At 61.5% G+C, this 15520-nt stretch carries 11 protein-coding genes and 1 tRNA gene; 6 read left to right on the top strand and 6 right to left on the bottom strand.

Annotated features, from left to right (window positions below):
• The first annotated feature begins 79 nt into the window (after nucleotides 1-79).
• The gene (locus VWY75_RS17020; protein ID WP_416535950.1) at nucleotides 80-661 is read left to right on the top strand and encodes a VOC family protein; all 582 of its coding nucleotides are present in this window, start codon (nucleotides 80-82) and stop codon (nucleotides 659-661) included.
• A 108-nt stretch (nucleotides 662-769) separates the two neighbouring features.
• Here the strand turns inward: VWY75_RS17020 and VWY75_RS17015 are convergent, their stop codons facing one another.
• The 3 genes from VWY75_RS17015 to recA all read right to left on the bottom strand — a co-directional run bounded on the left by VWY75_RS17015 (nucleotide 770) and on the right by recA (nucleotide 5079).
• Complete coding sequence (locus VWY75_RS17015; protein WP_340545537.1) at nucleotides 770-1057, bottom strand: DUF1330 domain-containing protein; 288 nt, start codon at nucleotides 1055-1057, stop codon at nucleotides 770-772.
• Nucleotides 1058-1135: 78 nt separating this feature from the next.
• Nucleotides 1136-3787: an alanine--tRNA ligase gene (alaS, locus tag VWY75_RS17010; protein ID WP_416538739.1), complete on the bottom strand. Its 2652-nt coding sequence runs from the start codon at nucleotides 3785-3787 to the stop codon at nucleotides 1136-1138.
• 224 nt (nucleotides 3788-4011) lie between these two features.
• Entirely contained in the window at nucleotides 4012-5079 is a 1068-nt protein-coding gene (gene recA, locus VWY75_RS17005; RefSeq protein ID WP_340545535.1) for a recombinase RecA, read from the bottom strand.
• 204 nt (nucleotides 5080-5283) lie between these two features.
• Between recA and VWY75_RS17000 the strand changes: the two genes are divergently transcribed.
• On the top strand, nucleotides 5284-5877 hold the full coding sequence (locus VWY75_RS17000) for a gamma-glutamyl kinase (RefSeq protein ID WP_340545534.1): 594 nt from the start codon (nucleotides 5284-5286) through the stop codon (nucleotides 5875-5877).
• Nucleotides 5878-5941: 64 nt separating this feature from the next.
• Here the strand turns inward: VWY75_RS17000 and VWY75_RS16995 are convergent, their stop codons facing one another.
• From VWY75_RS16995 to guaB, 3 genes are all read right to left on the bottom strand, one after another.
• Nucleotides 5942-8251 (bottom strand): ATP-binding protein, encoded by a 2310-nt coding sequence (locus VWY75_RS16995; RefSeq protein ID WP_340545533.1) that lies wholly within the window; start codon nucleotides 8249-8251, stop codon nucleotides 5942-5944.
• Between the two features lie 93 nt (nucleotides 8252-8344).
• Nucleotides 8345-9556: an RsmB/NOP family class I SAM-dependent RNA methyltransferase gene (locus VWY75_RS16990; protein ID WP_416538738.1), complete on the bottom strand. Its 1212-nt coding sequence runs from the start codon at nucleotides 9554-9556 to the stop codon at nucleotides 8345-8347.
• 68 nt (nucleotides 9557-9624) lie between these two features.
• Nucleotides 9625-11073: an IMP dehydrogenase gene (gene guaB / locus VWY75_RS16985; RefSeq protein ID WP_416538737.1), complete on the bottom strand. Its 1449-nt coding sequence runs from the start codon at nucleotides 11071-11073 to the stop codon at nucleotides 9625-9627.
• Nucleotides 11074-11322: 249 nt separating this feature from the next.
• Here guaB and VWY75_RS16980 point away from each other — a divergent pair, with 249 nt between their 5' ends.
• The 4 genes from VWY75_RS16980 (at nucleotide 11323) to VWY75_RS16965 (ending at nucleotide 15518) form a co-directional block, all read left to right on the top strand.
• Nucleotides 11323-12498: a CaiB/BaiF CoA transferase family protein gene (locus VWY75_RS16980; RefSeq protein WP_416538736.1), complete on the top strand. Its 1176-nt coding sequence runs from the start codon at nucleotides 11323-11325 to the stop codon at nucleotides 12496-12498.
• Between the two features lie 150 nt (nucleotides 12499-12648).
• Entirely contained in the window at nucleotides 12649-14745 is a 2097-nt protein-coding gene (locus VWY75_RS16975) for an ASKHA domain-containing protein (RefSeq protein WP_416538735.1), read from the top strand.
• A gap of 87 nt (nucleotides 14746-14832) precedes the next feature.
• Nucleotides 14833-14906: transfer RNA gene (locus VWY75_RS16970), tRNA-Gly, on the top strand.
• Between the two features lie 135 nt (nucleotides 14907-15041).
• Entirely contained in the window at nucleotides 15042-15518 is a 477-nt protein-coding gene (locus VWY75_RS16965) for an acyl-CoA thioesterase (RefSeq protein WP_416538734.1), read from the top strand.
• Nucleotides 15519-15520: the final 2 nt, after the last annotated feature.

Below are 15520 nucleotides of genomic sequence, written 5' to 3'. Positions count from 1 at the left end.
AATATGGGCGGCCTTTTTGCTATCTGCCGCCTGCGTGCTACCCTTTGCAAAATCAGGCGTTTAACCAGGGAGAGACAGCATGCGCAAGCTACAGGTTCAAGGCGTCCACCACATCACCTTGACCGGCGCTGACCGGCAGACATCCATTGATTTCTGGGAAGGTGTCCTTGGGATGCCCTTCATCTTTGACCAGCCCAATCTGGATGACCCGGACGAGGGGCATCTCTATTTTGATCCCGGCGATGGGCGCCTGATCACCGTCTTCACCAACAAGCGCCGTACAGCTGACCGTCGCCGCACCCCGACGGAGCCGGGATGCGTCCATCATCTGGCTTTCAACGTCTCAAAGGCGACATTTGCCCAGGCGGTCGAGCGGCTGGACGAACGCGGCATCGGGCATTCAGGACCAAAGGATCGGGGATTTATGGATTCGATCTACTTCAAGGACCCGATGGGGCTTCTGATCGAGCTTGCCTGCTATAAATTCGAACCGCCAATGGGATGCTCCCACGCCGATGTGATGATCACCGCCCATCGTGTCCGGGTGGCCGCAGGAGACGCCCATATTCAGGAGATCCATCTGGCCGAGGCGATTGAGCAGCTTGTTCAGCAGCGCCAGCCGTCACTGTCGGACAACCGCGCGCCACGCGATCCGTATTGATCGACCGGCCGGGCTGGCGCAAATGAAAAAAGAGCGGTCAGAAGCCGCTCTTTCATCGTTCCTGGAGGCATCGTCCCTTAGGGGATCCGACGCGCAGCCATGTCGCGCTCATTCGGTGATTTCGACCACCATCAGCTCCCGCTCGGAGGCGTCGCGCGCATGGCTCAGCGCCTCCTGGTATTCTGGGCTGTTGTAGCAATCCACCGCCGCATCGACGCTGGGAAAGCGGGCTACCACATTGCGCGGGCGTTCCTTGCCTTCCAGCTGTACAAACCGACCGCCACGGGCAATAAACTGCCCTCCGTGTTTGGCAACGGCCGGTCCCGCCAGCTCGGCGTATTTGCCGTAGGCCTCGGCATCGGTGACGGTAACATGCGCAATCCAGAGTGCGGGCATCTGAGCCTCCTTTGGTGATGATCTTCCCGGCAGCTTAGGCAGATTACCGGAAAGACCAAGGTTTTTTTGACCGCTTGGTCAGCCTGCCAGCAGCGCCTCGGCCGCCTTGATCGCCTCTTCGGCGCCGGAGAAATCCTTGCCGCCGCCCTGCGCCATATCGGGACGACCACCGCCGCCCTTCCCGCCAACAGCCGGAACCGCCGCTTTCAGCACATCTACGGCAGAGATCTCGCCGGTCAGATCGTCGGTGACACCCGCGGCGACCGCGACCTTACCGTCATCATTGGCAATCAACAGGATCACGCCTGAGCCGATCTTTTGCTTGTGGGCATCGATCAACCCGCGAAGATCCTTGCCAGAGACGCCTTCCAGCGCCTGCCCGAGGAAGGTCTTACCGCCGATTTCCTTGGTTGCGGATCCGCCTGCCGCGCCGCCGCCCATGGCGACCTGCTGTTTCAGCTGGGACACCTCGTTCTGCAACGCCTTGCGTTCATCCATCAAGGCTTTCAGGCGGTCCATGACTTCGGCCGGCTGGGCCTTCAGGACGCCTGCAACCTCGGCCATACGGCCTGCTTCACGCTCCAGATGCTGCACCGCTGCCGCACCGGTCAGCGCCTCGATCCGGCGCACGCCGGCTGAGGAGGCGCTATCGCCCAGAATGACAAAGGTGCCGATGTCACCGGTCTGCTTCACATGGGTGCCGCCGCACAGCTCAATCGAATAGGTATCGCCGTCCTGACCCTTACCCGTCGCTGCGCGGCCCATGGAGACAACGCGGACCTGTTCGCCGTATTTCTCGCCAAACAGCGCCTGTGCACCCAGCGCGCGCGCATCATCCGGGGTCATGATCCGGGTCGATACCGGCGTGTTCTGACGAATGAAATCGTTCACCTCGGCGCCGACTTTGGTCAGTTCCTCTGCGCTCATCGCCTTGTTATGGCTGAAGTCGAAGCGCAGCCGGTCCGCAGCATTGAGCGAGCCCTTCTGCGCGACATGCTCGCCAAGCGCGTTGCGCAGCGCCTCGTGCAGCAGGTGGGTGGCCGAGTGGTTGGCGCGGATCTTGCTGCGGCGGTCGTGATCCACTTCCATCGCAGCACCCTGCCCGACGGCGACGTCACCCTCGGTCACCTCGGCGATGTGCAGGAACAGCCCCTCAACTTTCTTGGTGTCGGTGATGCGGGCTGCACCGCCCTCAACGGTCAGGACGCCACTGTCGCCAACCTGACCGCCGCTTTCGCCGTAGAACGGCGTCTGGTTCAGGATGATCTGCACCGTGTCGCCCTTAGCGGCAGTTTGGAGCTGAGCACCGTCCTTGACCATGGCCATGATCTGGCCCTCGGCTTTCTCGGTTTCATAGCCGAGGAAGTCAGTTGTACCGGCAGCGTCCACGATGTCGAAGTAGACCTTCACATCCGCCGCTTCGCCAAGGCCAATACCGCCCGCGCGGGATTTCTCCTTCTGCTCCTTCATCGCCGCATCGAAGCCATCGGTATCGACCTCGATCTCCTTGGCGCGCAGGGCGTCCTGAGTGAGGTCGAGCGGGAAGCCATAAGTGTCATAGAGCTTGAACGCAGTCTCACCCGGTAGGACGTCGCCCTTGCCCAGATCGACCGAGGCTTCGTCCAGCAGTTTCAGGCCACGGTCCAGCGTTTTGAGGAAGCGGGTTTCCTCCTGCTCGAAGGTCTCTTCGATCAGCGCCTGGCCCTGGCCAAGCTCAGGATAGGCGGCACCCATCTTCTGCACCAGCGACGGCACCAGCTTGTGCATCACCGGATCGGTAGCGCCCAGGAGCGAGGCGTGACGCATCGCCCGGCGCATGATCCTGCGCAGCACGTAACCGCGACCTTCGTTCGACGGCAGCACGCCTTCGGCAATCAGGAAGGAGCAGGAGCGCAGGTGGTCCGCGATCACCCGGTGATGCACGTTGTGATCCCCGAATGGGTCGGTATTCGTCGCGTTCGCGGACGCCTCGATCAGCGACTTGAACAGATCCGTTTCATAGTTGTCATGGGTGCCCTGCAGCAACGCCGCGATCCGCTCCAAACCCATACCGGTGTCGATGGACTGCATCTCAAGATCGACCATTGAGCCATCGGCGAATTTCTCGTTCTGCATGAACACGAGGTTCCAGATCTCGATGAAACGATCGCCGTCTTCCTCCGGCGAGCCCGGAGGGCCGCCCCAGATGTGGTCGCCGTGGTCGTAGAAGATCTCGGTGCAGGGACCGCAGGGACCGGTGTCGCCCATCTGCCAGAAGTTGTCAGAGGTCGCGATGCGGATGATCCGCTCCTCCGGCACACCCATCTTTTTCCAGATCTCAAAGGCTTCGTCATCGGTGTGATAGACGGTGGTGTAGAGCCGGTCCTTCGGAATATCGAATTCCTTGGTGATCAGCTCCCAGGCAAAGGGGATCGCTTCATGCTTGAAATAGTCGCCAAAGGAGAAGTTGCCGAGCATCTCGAAAAACGTGTGGTGGCGCGCGGTATACCCGACGTTGTCGAGGTCGTTGTGCTTGCCGCCGGCGCGCACGCATTTCTGCGCTGTGGTCGCGCGCTTGTAGTCGCGGGTTTCCACGCCGGTAAAGCAGTTCTTGAACTGCACCATGCCCGAGTTGGTGAACATCAGAGTCGGGTCGTTGCGCGGCACCAGAGGGCTGGAGTCAACCACCTCATGCCCCTGTTTGGCAAAGTAGTTCAGGAAGGTGGAGCGAATATCATTGAGCGTCGGCATAATCGGGATCTCTCGGCTGGCTGTCTCAGCGGTTCGGGAAGATGTATCCGGCCCCAGTGAGCCTGTCCAGCGCTGCGGTGCGGAAAGGCGCCGTGAAACCCGCATGAAAAAGGGCGCGGAGTGATCCACGCCCTGATTTGATCAGATTTTTCAGCCTGCGCCGGTGTTTATCGAGCAACCGCTGCCCTTTGCATCACCCGGCAAGAGGCGTCATCAGCCTTGTGTCAGGCTTCCAGAATATCGTCATCGGCGCCGTCAGGACGGTGGAACTCCAGCCCGTGCGCCGCGCGGATCTTATCCTCGATATCATAGGCGATATGGGGGTTCTCCCGCAGGTATGTCTTGGCGTTTTCACGCCCCTGCCCGATCCGTTCATCACCATAGGAGAACCAGGCCCCGGATTTCGCGACAACACCAGCCGCTACGCCCAGATCCAGCAGTTCGCCCATCTTGGAGATGCCTTCGCCATACATGATGTCGAATTCAACCTGTTTGAACGGAGGCGCCACCTTGTTCTTCACGACCTTGACGCGGGTTGCGTTGCCGACCACCTCGTCACGGTCCTTGATCGCGCCGATGCGGCGGATGTCCAGACGCACCGAGGAGTAGAATTTCAGTGCGTTACCACCGGTTGTTGTTTCCGGCGAGCCGAACATCACACCGATCTTCATGCGGATCTGGTTGATGAAGATCACCATACATTTGGAGCGGCTGATGGAGCCGGTCAGCTTGCGCATCGCCTGGCTCATCAGGCGAGCCTGGACGCCCACATTGCTGTCGCCCATGTCGCCTTCCAGCTCCGATTTCGGAGTGAGGGCTGCCACGGAGTCCACGATCACCATGTTCACCGCGCCGGACCGCACCAGAGTGTCCGTGATTTCCAGGGCCTGTTCGCCGGTGTCGGGCTGCGAGATCAGCAGCTCATCAAGGTCAACACCCAGTTTCGCCGCATATTGCGGGTCCAGCGCATGTTCCGCATCCACAAAGGCGCAGACGCCACCGTTCTTCTGCTGCTCTGCAATGCAGTGCAGAGTCAGCGTTGTCTTGCCCGAGCTTTCGGGACCGTAAATCTCGATAATGCGGCCCATCGGCAGACCGCCAATGCCAAGCGCAATGTCCAGCCCCAACGATCCCGTTGAAGAGGCCTCAATCTCGGCCAGGGGATTACCATCGCCCAGCTTCATGATCGAGCCCTTGCCAAACTGCCGCTCAATCTGCGCCAGAGCGCTGTCCAGCGCCTTTTGTTTGTCGCCGCTCTTCTTATTGTCTTTCATGGTCAAAAGATCCGCCATAGTCCCTTGTCCCTTTCTATGTGTCACACCCGCGACCGGGCGGCAATCACTGCTTTGTTCGCCTCTTGTTCTATATGAGATCAAAAAGAGAACATTGCAACGGAAATCTTACATGATCACTCCCATACCGATCTGGTGGCCAAGAGGGTTAAGAGAGTGTTATCCAAGGGAGACACCGATCATTTGCTGCGGAAATTTCACGCTATGCTCATCTTTTTCAAGGAACGGCTGGCTCTGCTGAGCGTGCCCAAAACCGGGACAACCGCCTATCACGCCGCTCTGGCCAGCCGTGCCGACATGGTGTTTGCCAATCCGCCGCAGCTGAAACATGCGCCGGTCTATCGCTACAATCGCTGGATTCGCCCGATGCTGGCAAAGGTCTGTGACGCGGAGATGGAGCTGATTGCCGTCATGCGTGAACCTGTCAGCTGGCTGGGCAGCTGGTACCGGTTTCGTCAGCGCGACGATCTGCGCGATCATCCCAACAGCACCCAAACCATCAGTTTTGACGATTTTCTGCGAGATGCCTGCAAGGGCAAGCCGCCAGCCCATGCCGACGTCGGCAGCCAGGCGAAATTCCTCGAGCCGCAACCCAATGGCTGCGCGGTCACTCATCTGTTTCGCTACGAGGCCCCAGAGACTCTGCAGTCATTTCTACAGGAGCGGCTACAGACCCGCATCGACCTGCCCAGACTGAATGTCAGCCCGAAAGCGCAGTTACGCCCAAGCGAGGCAGCGCTGGAGATTGTCCGGCGTAAACGCGCGGCGGAGTTCGACCTTTATGACAGCCTGACCTAAGACACGCGGGCGACCGGCCAAAAGGGGCGGCAGACGCCACCCCAGGCCGCTCCGGGGGGACTGCCTAGTGTAGCTGCTCATGGACGGTTTCGGTCAGCTGGTTCAGCGAGAAGGGTTTGGGCAGGAACACCGAGTTCGGCACCGATGGCTCTGCCTCGCCAAAGGCCCCCTCGGCGTAGCCCGAGACAAAGACGACGCGGGTGTCGGGCCGTGTCTTCAGCGCCTCACGCACCCAACTCGGCCCATCCATTCCCGGCATCACCACATCGGTGACAAAGACATCAACGGTCAGACCCGGATCTTCGAGCGTGCGCAGCGCGTCCTCAGCGGATTCGGCTTCGAGAACCGTATAGCCGCGCATCCGCAGAGCCCGCGAGGCAAAGGCCCGCACCGGCGCTTCGTCTTCGACCAGCAGAACAACCCCCTCGCCGTGCTGTGCCGCAACCGGTTTGGCAGCTGGGTTCACGGTGACTGTGGCTTCTGGTTCGGGCTGCGTGTTGACAGGGAAGAACAGCGTGAACTGGGTCCCCTGATCCTTGATCGAGTCGACAAAGATGTAGCCGCCCGTCTGTTTGATAATCCCATAGGCGGTTGAGAGACCCAGACCGGTCCCCTCGCCTGTCCGTTTGGTGGTATAAAACGGCTCGAACACCTTCTGCAGCTTATCCGGCGCGATACCGACCCCCTCGTCGGAGACTTTGACTGTGACCCAGTCACCGGCGGGGACCACCGCACGGTTGCGCTCCAGCGGTTCATCCAGAACCACCGCTTCGGTCTCGATACGGATCTCGCCGCCCTGTGGCATCGCATCACGTGCGTTCACCACCAGGTTCATCAGCACCTGCTCCAGCTGCCGTTTGTCGGCGCGGATCGACCGCATCACCGGATCATGGCTGAGCGTCAATGTCACCTTCTCACCAACCAAGCGATTCAGAAGATGGGTCAGATCCGACAGGGTATCGCGAACATCCAGCACTTCGGGCTGCAGCGTCTGCTTGCGTGAGAAGGCCAGGAGCTGGCTGACCAGAGCGGCCGCGCGGTTGGCATTCTCGTGGATCTGGATCAGGTCGCCGAAATCCTGGTCGCCCTGATCGTGCCGCAGCAGCAGCAGGTCGCAATGCCCGGAGATGGCTGTCAGCAGGTTGTTGAAATCATGCGCCACACCGCCGGCCAACTGACCAATCGCCTGCATCTTCTGGCTTTGAACGAACTGCGCCTCAAGCGTCTTCAGCTCGGTGGCATCGTTCAAGACCGCAATCAGAACGGTCTCACCCTCTTCGATCACACGGGTGAGTGTCACCTGAACAAAGACTTCCTTGTCACGGCGGGTGAGACGCAGGAATTCGGATTTATGCGAGGCCTGACCCTCGGCGGTATCGCGCAGCCAGTCCGACATCGGACGGCCAAGTCCATCCATCAGCTGGCCGATATTCAGGTTGCCGCAGGAGCTGATACCAAGCAGGTGCATCCCCATCTTATTCGCCGAAAGCAATGTTCCCTTGGGGTCCACCTTGACGAAGGGCACCGGCAAGCTCTCGAGCGAGGCCTGACCGACCGAGGCTTCGCTGGCATCCAGCTGCAGAAAATACAGTTCGCTCCGCCCCTGGCTGCGGTTCTTCTCGCAGACCAGAACCTCGATCAGCCCGCTTTTGGTGCTCATCGTGTTGATCTGCCCGGACAGCACCGGCAGCGAGGGGAAGAGACGATCAGTGGATTTGACCCGTTCCCCGATCAGGCTGCGCGCGGCTTCATTCATGAACAGGACGGCGCCGGTCCGGCCAATGGTCAGCATTGGGATCGGCACCGCATCGGCGCCACGGCTGGTTGTCGGACGATCGGTGATTTCTTCGACCCGCCACAGGAAGCTGCCGCCCTGCATCTGATGGACCGCCAGCCGCACATGGCCGCGTCGTGTCACGATATCCTCGCGCGCCGCGCCATCGACACGCGCGCGGCTCTGCATCCGAAAAAGCACGGCCGAAGGATTGGCCAGGATGGACCGCAGCGTCCCTGCCAGCGTTTCGGTATCAACATCGGCAAAACGCTTGCGCGCGGCCCCGTTCGAAGCATGGATCATGCCGTCATCGTCGCAAACGAAGGTTGCGGTCGCATCCTTGTCGATAAAGCCGGTAAGAAGCGCTGTCGCCACCGCCCGCGCGCGCAGACGTGTGCGGGCCTGTATCAGCATCATCAGGGCCACCGCAATCAGCGTCAGGCCAACCGTGACCAGCCCGCGGGTGATCCAGTCCGGGGTCTGTAGCAGCCAGGGCGCCGTGATGACCATGGCCGACAACAGCAAGACCGCCGCCAGACGAGCGTGTTCTGGCGTGTAGACGCGCAATTGGGGAACGGGTGAAGCTTGGCGACCGTTCATTGCGGCTCCCTCGATGAATTGATCTGCTTATATCGAGACGAATTAAGTTAAAACTGCGTTAAGAATGCAGCGTATGGCTTGCATATAGCGTGGTCAATCGTCGCCCAAACGGACCATCACGGCAACATAGAAACCGTCGGTTCCATTGTGGACCTGCCAGCCGTGATCCTGTTGCAACTGCCAGCCCGGATTCTCGGCCAGAAACCGATCCACCTGCGCGCGGTTTTCCACATCCAGCATCGAGCAGGTTGCATAGGCCAGCACACCGCCAGCGCCAACCAACTGGCTGGCATCGCTGAGGATCTGCGCCTGGATCCCGCAGAGCTCATCCAGTTTCTCCTGCGTGAGCCGCCACTTGCCCTCGGGCGCACGCCGCCATGAGCCGGAGCCGGAACAGGGCGCGTCGCAGAGCACCAGATCAAAGGGCGCGCGGGCTTCCACGTCACCGGGCGCGAGCAACGTGATGGCGGCTCCGGCACGCGCAGCACGGGTCGGGAGATCCTTCATCCGCTGAGGCGCGATATCATGGGCAAAGACGTCCAGACTGGCCCGGGCCGCCATGGCCAGGCTCTTGCCGCCGCCGCCTGCGCAGAAATCAAGGACGCGCAGGCCATCCGCCAGCGGCAGTGCTTCGATCACCGCCTGGCTGGCAGCGTCCTGTAACTCGACCAATCCGTTTGTGTAGGCATCGCTGTTGCGCAGCTTGCGAGCGCCTTCGGTCACACAGAGGGCCGTGGCCGCCGCCGGATGTGGCTCAGCAAGGATGCCCTCTTCCGCCAGCCGCGCAATCGCTGTGGCCTGATCAGGATGGCTGCGGTTGACGCGCAGATGCACCGGGGCCCGCTCCTGCAATGCGCGTGCCGCAGTCTCGGCGGCGCTGCCAAGGCTGGCTTCAAATGCAGGCCAGAGCCAGTCGGGCATGTTCAGTTCTTCGGCCTGCCCCATCTGCGGCGCGGTCTGCAACAGCGCCTGTTCGGCAGCGTCCAGCGGCGCCGGTGCGTGGCCCACGCCGGTGAAGATATCGGCCGGATCAACCTCTTCTGCGCGCAGAGCCCCCAGCATCAGCTGTCGACCGGTCGTATTGCCGTCAGAGACGAGTGCAGCACCACCGCCACCACCAAGGGCTGCATAGGACCGCAGGCTGCGCAGCGCGTCAAAAACATGATCCCGCACCGCTGCCCGGTCCTTGGACCCCGCAAACCGGCTCCGCCGCGCCCAGGCCGTCAGTTCTTTCTCGGCAGGCTGTCCCGTCAGGATCTGATCAAGGATCTCAATCGCGGCCTGACGGCGGGCAGCCGGGGTCATACCCCGGCCTCTGGGTGATGGCGGTTGGTCATGGCGACGATGGTCATCGGGGGATCTCCCTGGCTGGCTCAGCCTATACGGTAGTTCGGGCTTTCGCGGGTGATCTGCACGTCATGAACGTGGCTTTCCTTCAGACCAGCGCCGGTGATGCGAACAAATTCGCAGTTCTTGCGCATCTCGTCGACCGTGGCACAGCCGGTGTAGCCCATGGCGGCCCGCAACCCGCCAACCAGCTGATGGATCACCGCCCCGGCCGAGCCTTTATAGGCCACCTGCCCTTCGATGCCCTCCGGCACCAGCTTGTCGCTGGCCGCATCCTTCTGGAAGTAGCGATCCGCAGACCCCCGCGCCATTGCGCCAAGCGAACCCATCCCGCGATAGGATTTGAACGAGCGCCCCTGATACAGGATCACCTCACCGGGGGACTCATCCGTGCCCGCAATCATCGAACCGACCATCGCGCAGGACGCCCCTGCCGCGATCGCCTTGGCAAAATCGCCGGAGAATTTGATGCCACCGTCGGCAATGATCGGAATATCACCGGCAGCGCCTGCGCAATCCATGATCGCGGTCAGCTGCGGCACCCCGACACCCGCCACCATACGTGTGGTGCAGATGGAGCCGGGACCAATGCCGACCTTCACGGCATCCGCACCAGCATCAATCAGCGCCTTGGTTGCGGCGGCTGTGGCGACGTTGCCTGCCACGACCTGCACCTTGGAGGACAGCTCCTTGATCCGCTTCACCGCGTCGATGACGCCTGCCGAATGGCCATGGGCCGTATCCACAACGACGATATCAACACCTGCATCAATCAGCGCCTCGGAACGGGCAAAGCCGCTGTCGCCGACCGAGCTGGCCGCCGCCACACGCAGGCGCCCCAGATCATCCTTGCAGGCGGTGGGGTTCAAAACCGCCTGTTCAGTATCCTTGAGTGTCAGCAGACCTGTAAGCTTGCCAGCCTTATCGGTGACCAGCAACTTTTCGATGCGACGCGCCTTCATCATCGACTTGGCCTCTTCCAGCTCGGCCGGCTCATGCAGCAGCGCGAGATTGTCAGAAGTCATCATTACCGAAACCGGCGTATTGTCGTCAGTGGCAAAGCGCATATCGCGGTTGGTCACGATGCCAACCACACGGCCGTCATTGTCCACAACCGGGAAACCGGTGACGCGGTAGCGCTCCTGCAGAGCCTTGGCATCCGCCAGGGTCTGATCGGCGGTCAGGGTGATCGGGTTGTAGACGATGCCGCTCTCGAAGCGTTTCACGCGGCGCACCTGGCGGGCCTGCTCTTCGAGGTCGAGATTCTTGTGAATGACACCCATGCCGCCGGCCTGCGCCATGGCGATGGCCATACGCGACTCTGTCACCGTATCCATGGCAGAGCTGAGCAGCGGTATGTTAAGGGAGATGCCACCGGTCACCCGCGTGCGGGTATCCGCAGTGCTCGGCAGAACGCTGGACGCAGCCGGTACCAGAAGAACATCGTCGAATGTGAGAGCCTCACGAATCTGCATTTGTCATCCCCATGCAAAACCCCGTTTGGCGATGACCCTATGGCACAGAAGCCGAAGGGGGAAAAGAGGCCGAACCGGAAAATCGGAAGAATTGCGCGGGTTTCTCTTGCCGGTGACGAACGGCCCTTGGCGTGACTCTACGCCCCGGCCGCGCCTCCGCACACCCGTCGCCCGGCTGATCTGTATCAAGGCAGGCCCGCCGCCAATCCGCCACCAAGGGCGCGCGGACAGAGCAAACAGGAGACCCCGATGATTTACCCGCTATCCGGCATTGTTGTTCTTGACCTCACCCATGTTCTGGCAGGTCCCTATGCCTCGATGACGCTCAAGGATCTCGGCGCAAGGGTCATCAAGGTGGAGCGACCGGGCCTGGGTGATGATACCCGTGCATTCCCGCCCTTCAAGGACGGCGAAAGCGCCTATTTTGCCACCATCAACCATGGCAAGGAAAGCATCGCGCTGGACCTGCGCGCCGAGGAAGATCGCGGTATCTTCGATCAGCTGCTGAACGAGGCCGATGTGATCCTCGAGAACTTTCGCCCCGGCGTGATGGAGCGGCTGGGCTACGGCTGGGAGGCGTTGCACACCCGGTTTCCCAAGCTGGTTTATGGCGCCGTCTCGGGCTTTGGTCATAGCGGGCCGGACCGGCTGCGCCCGGCCTATGACATGGTGGTGCAGGCGCGCGGGGGGGTGATGTCGATCACCGGCGAGCGCGACCGCGAACCGGTTCGCGTCGGCGCCTCCATCGGGGATATCGCGGCTGGCATGTTTCTCTGTCAGGGGGTTCTGGCCGCGCTTTATGCGGTGCGCGGCGGCGCGCCGGGGCAGAAAGTGGATATCTCGATGCTCGACAGCCAGCTTGCGCTGCTGGAACATGCAGTGGCAATCACCTCCGTAACGGGTCAGCCGCCGCGTCCTTCGGGCGCCCGCCATCCGTCGATCACCCCGTTTGAAACCTTTCACGCCAGCGACGGTTTGTTCGTGATTGCTGCCGGGAATGACGCGCTCTTTGCCACCCTCTGCACCGCGCTGGAACTGCCGCTGGCCAATGATCCGCGCTTTGCCGACAATCAGTCGCGCTGTGAAAATGCCCGTCTCCTCAAACGGTTGATCGAGGCGGTCACGCTGGATCAGCCGGCGAGCCACTGGATCGACCTGCTTCAGCGCGCAGGTGTGCCCACCGGCCCGATCCAATCGGTGGCCGAGGTAATGCAGGACCCGCAGATCCTGGCGCGCAATATGCTGGTGGATGTCTGCGACAAAGACGGCACACCGAGGTTCAAGGCCGCAGGCAATCCGGTCAAACTCTCCGAGCTGCCCGATGCAACGACCCGCAGGCCCGCTCCGAAACTGGACGAAGACCGGGCCGACATCCTGCGCTGGCTGGCTGCGACTACGGGCGAGTCTCCGGCACGGACCCCTTAGATCGCCGTGACGCCGCCAAAGGGGCGCCAGTTTTGAGCAAATGCGCTCAGAAATGACGCCCGGAGACCGCAAAATGACGCGCTCCGCCTTCCCTCGCGCAAAAAACGCCATATGCTCCGCCCAAACCGCGCAAGCAAGATAGGTACAGGCATGGCAAACGATCCCGTCACCGAGATCCCGACCGAGACCGCAACTGATCCCGCGTCCCATCCGCTGGTGGTCTTCACCCCCTCGGGCAAACGGGGCCGGTTTCCGGTTGGCACCCCGGTTCTCACCGCGGCCAGACAGCTCGGCGTCGATCTGGATTCGGTCTGTGGTGGCCGGGGCATCTGCTCGAAATGCCAGATCACGCCCTCTTATGGTGAGTTCTCCAAACATGGAGTCACCGTCGCCGATGATGCGCTGACCGAGTGGAACAAGGTCGAACAGCGCTACAAGGACAAACGCGGGCTGATCGACGGGCGGCGACTGGGCTGTCAGGCACAGGTGCAGGGCGATGTGGTGATCGACGTGCCACCTGAAAGCCAGGTCCACCGCCAGGTCGTGCGCAAACGCGCAGAGGCCCGCGAAATCACCATGAACCCCTCCACCCGGCTCTATTATGTCGAGGTGGAAGAACCCGACATGCACAAGCCCACCGGCGATATGGAGCGGCTGATCGAGGCGCTGGACAGCCAGTGGAACCTGAAAGGTGTCAAAACCGACCTGCATATCCTGAGCGTGTTGCAGCCTGCCCTGCGCAAGGGCGGCTGGAAAGTCACCGTGGCCGTGCATCTGGGCGATGCGAACCACCCGCCCAAGATCATGCACATCTGGCCCGGCTTCTACGAAGGCTCGATCTATGGCCTTGCTGTTGACCTCGGTTCCACCACCATCGCCGCGCATCTGTGTGATTTGCAGACCGGCGAGGTCGTGGCCTCCTCCGGCATCATGAACCCGCAGATCCGCTTTGGCGAAGACCTGATGAGCCGGGTCTCCTATTCGATGATGAACAAAGGCGGCGATCAGGAAATGACCCGCGCCGTGCGCGAGGGCATGAATGCGCTGTTCACGCAGATCGCGACTGAAGCGGGCATTGACAAGGCGCTGATCGTCGATGCGGTCTTTGTCTGTAACCCGGTGATGCACCACCTGTTCCTTGGCATTGATCCGTTCGAGCTGGGCCAAGCGCCCTTTGCCCTGGCGACCTCCAATTCGCTGGCCCTGCGCGCAAGCGAGCTGGAGCTGAACATCCACCCCGCTGCCCGTGTCTACCTGCTGCCGTGCATCGCTGGCCATGTCGGCGCCGATGCCGCCGCGGTGGCGCTGTCGGAAGCCCCTGACAAATCCGAGGATCTGGTGCTGGTGGTCGATGTGGGCACCAACGCCGAGATCCTGCTGGGCAACAAGGAAAAGGTTCTGGCCTGCTCCTCCCCCACCGGGCCCGCATTCGAGGGCGCGCAGATCTCCAGCGGCCAGCGCGCCGCGCCCGGCGCCATTGAGCGGGTCGAGATTGATCCCGTCACCAAGGAGCCGCGGTTTCGCATCATCGGCTCTGAGCTCTGGTCCAATGAGGACGGTTTCGCCACGGCTGTCGCCACGACCGGGATCACCGGCATCTGTGGCTCCGGCATCATCGAGGCCATTGCCGAGATGCGACTTGCGGGCATTCTGGATGCCTCCGGTCTGATCGGATCTGCCGAACAGACCGGCAGCACGCGCTGCATTCAGGACGGGCGCACCAATGCCTATCTCCTGTGGGATGGCTCGGCCGACGGCGGCCCGACCATCACCGTGACCAACCCGGATATCCGCGCCATCCAGATGGCAAAGGCCGCGCTCTACTCTGGCGCGCGATTGCTGATGGACAAATTCGGGATAGACAAGGTGGACCGGGTTGTCCTTGCCGGTGCCTTTGGCGCGCATATCTCGGCGAAACATGCGATGGTTCTGGGCATGATCCCGGATTGCCCGCTCGACAAGGTTACCTCGGCCGGCAATGCGGCAGGCACCGGCGCACGGATCGCGCTCCTCAACACCGCTGCCCGCGCCGAGATCGAGGCCACCGTGCAGCAGATCGAGAAGGTCGAAACCGCTGTGGAACCACGCTTTCAGGAGCATTTCGTGAATGCCTCCGCAATCCCCAATTCCATGGAGCCATTCCCGATCCTCAACAGCATCGTCACCCTGCCGGATGTCAACTTCAACAGTGGCGGCGGTGACAGTGGTGACGACGGCGGACGCCGTCGCCGCCGGCGCCGTGGCTAGCGTCTGTTGACGGTTCAAATTTGCTGGTTGGAGGGCGGTTGTGCGCTTGACCCTCCCCGGCGAAACCGGTAATCAGCCCTTATTGGCGCGGGTATGGTGAAAAGGTATCACGGCAGCTTCCCAAGCTTTAGTTACGAGTTCGATTCTCGTTACCCGCTCCAAAATCTCCCAGATCAGCACACTGCGCCAAGCCATTGATCTTTCGCTGGATTTTGCGGCGCGTGATTGGCGTTTCCCATAAAGTTATGCCGCAAGTCGACTTGCGACCTGCCGCCATTCCTTCTACCGACAGGGCCATGGATCTGATTTTTCACACCCCGCTCAGCCCCGAAGCGCAACGCCATCACGGGCTGGAGACGCCGCAGCCGCTTGCCATGGCGGATCGGGTGCGGTTCTCTGAATTGGACATTCTGCACCACGTCAATAACAAGGCCTATCTGAGCTGGTTCGAAACCCTGCGCGTGGCCTATTATGATCGGTTTTTTGCGCCTCATTTCACGGGCATGCCCACGCCACGCAATGTATTGCGCAACGCCAATGTCCATTATGTCAAAGAGATGGTGCTGGATGAGAGCTATATCGCCACCGCCCGTGTGGTGTCGTTCCGGCGCACTTCATATGTCATGGAACAACAGATCTGGTCAGGCGATCTGCGTGCCAGGATGACAGGAGTCATGGTGCTGCGCTCGCCAGATGGACGCTCAGGCTATCCGCTCCCCGACAGTTTGCGCGCCGCCCTGATGGAGCAGGACGGCGCAGTCGCAGAGGCCTGAGC

This window comes from Phaeobacter sp. JH20_08 (assembly GCF_048056635.1).
GTDB classification, from domain to species: Bacteria; Pseudomonadota; Alphaproteobacteria; order Rhodobacterales; family Rhodobacteraceae; genus Phaeobacter; species Phaeobacter bryozoorum.
This window is presented reverse-complemented; position numbering and strand designations above follow the sequence as displayed.

What these genes read in the sequence shown, in the direction of transcription:
- VWY75_RS17020 (WP_416535950.1), top strand. Translation starts at nt 80, where the DNA reads ATGCGCAAGCTACAGGTTCAAGGCGTCCACCACATCACCTTGACCGGC.
- VWY75_RS17015 (WP_340545537.1), bottom strand. Translation starts at nt 1,057, where the DNA reads ATGCCCGCACTCTGGATTGCGCATGTTACCGTCACCGATGCCGAGGCC.
- alaS (WP_416538739.1), bottom strand. Translation starts at nt 3,787, where the DNA reads ATGCCGACGCTCAATGATATTCGCTCCACCTTCCTGAACTACTTTGCC.
- recA (WP_340545535.1), bottom strand. Translation starts at nt 5,079, where the DNA reads ATGGCGGATCTTTTGACCATGAAAGACAATAAGAAGAGCGGCGACAAA.
- VWY75_RS17000 (WP_340545534.1), top strand. Translation starts at nt 5,284, where the DNA reads ATGCTCATCTTTTTCAAGGAACGGCTGGCTCTGCTGAGCGTGCCCAAA.
- VWY75_RS16995 (WP_340545533.1), bottom strand. Translation starts at nt 8,251, where the DNA reads ATGAACGGTCGCCAAGCTTCACCCGTTCCCCAATTGCGCGTCTACACG.
- VWY75_RS16990 (WP_416538738.1), bottom strand. Translation starts at nt 9,556, where the DNA reads ATGACCCCGGCTGCCCGCCGTCAGGCCGCGATTGAGATCCTTGATCAG.
- guaB (WP_416538737.1), bottom strand. Translation starts at nt 11,073, where the DNA reads ATGCAGATTCGTGAGGCTCTCACATTCGACGATGTTCTTCTGGTACCG.
- VWY75_RS16980 (WP_416538736.1), top strand. Translation starts at nt 11,323, where the DNA reads ATGATTTACCCGCTATCCGGCATTGTTGTTCTTGACCTCACCCATGTT.
- VWY75_RS16975 (WP_416538735.1), top strand. Translation starts at nt 12,649, where the DNA reads ATGGCAAACGATCCCGTCACCGAGATCCCGACCGAGACCGCAACTGAT.
- VWY75_RS16965 (WP_416538734.1), top strand. Translation starts at nt 15,042, where the DNA reads ATGGATCTGATTTTTCACACCCCGCTCAGCCCCGAAGCGCAACGCCAT.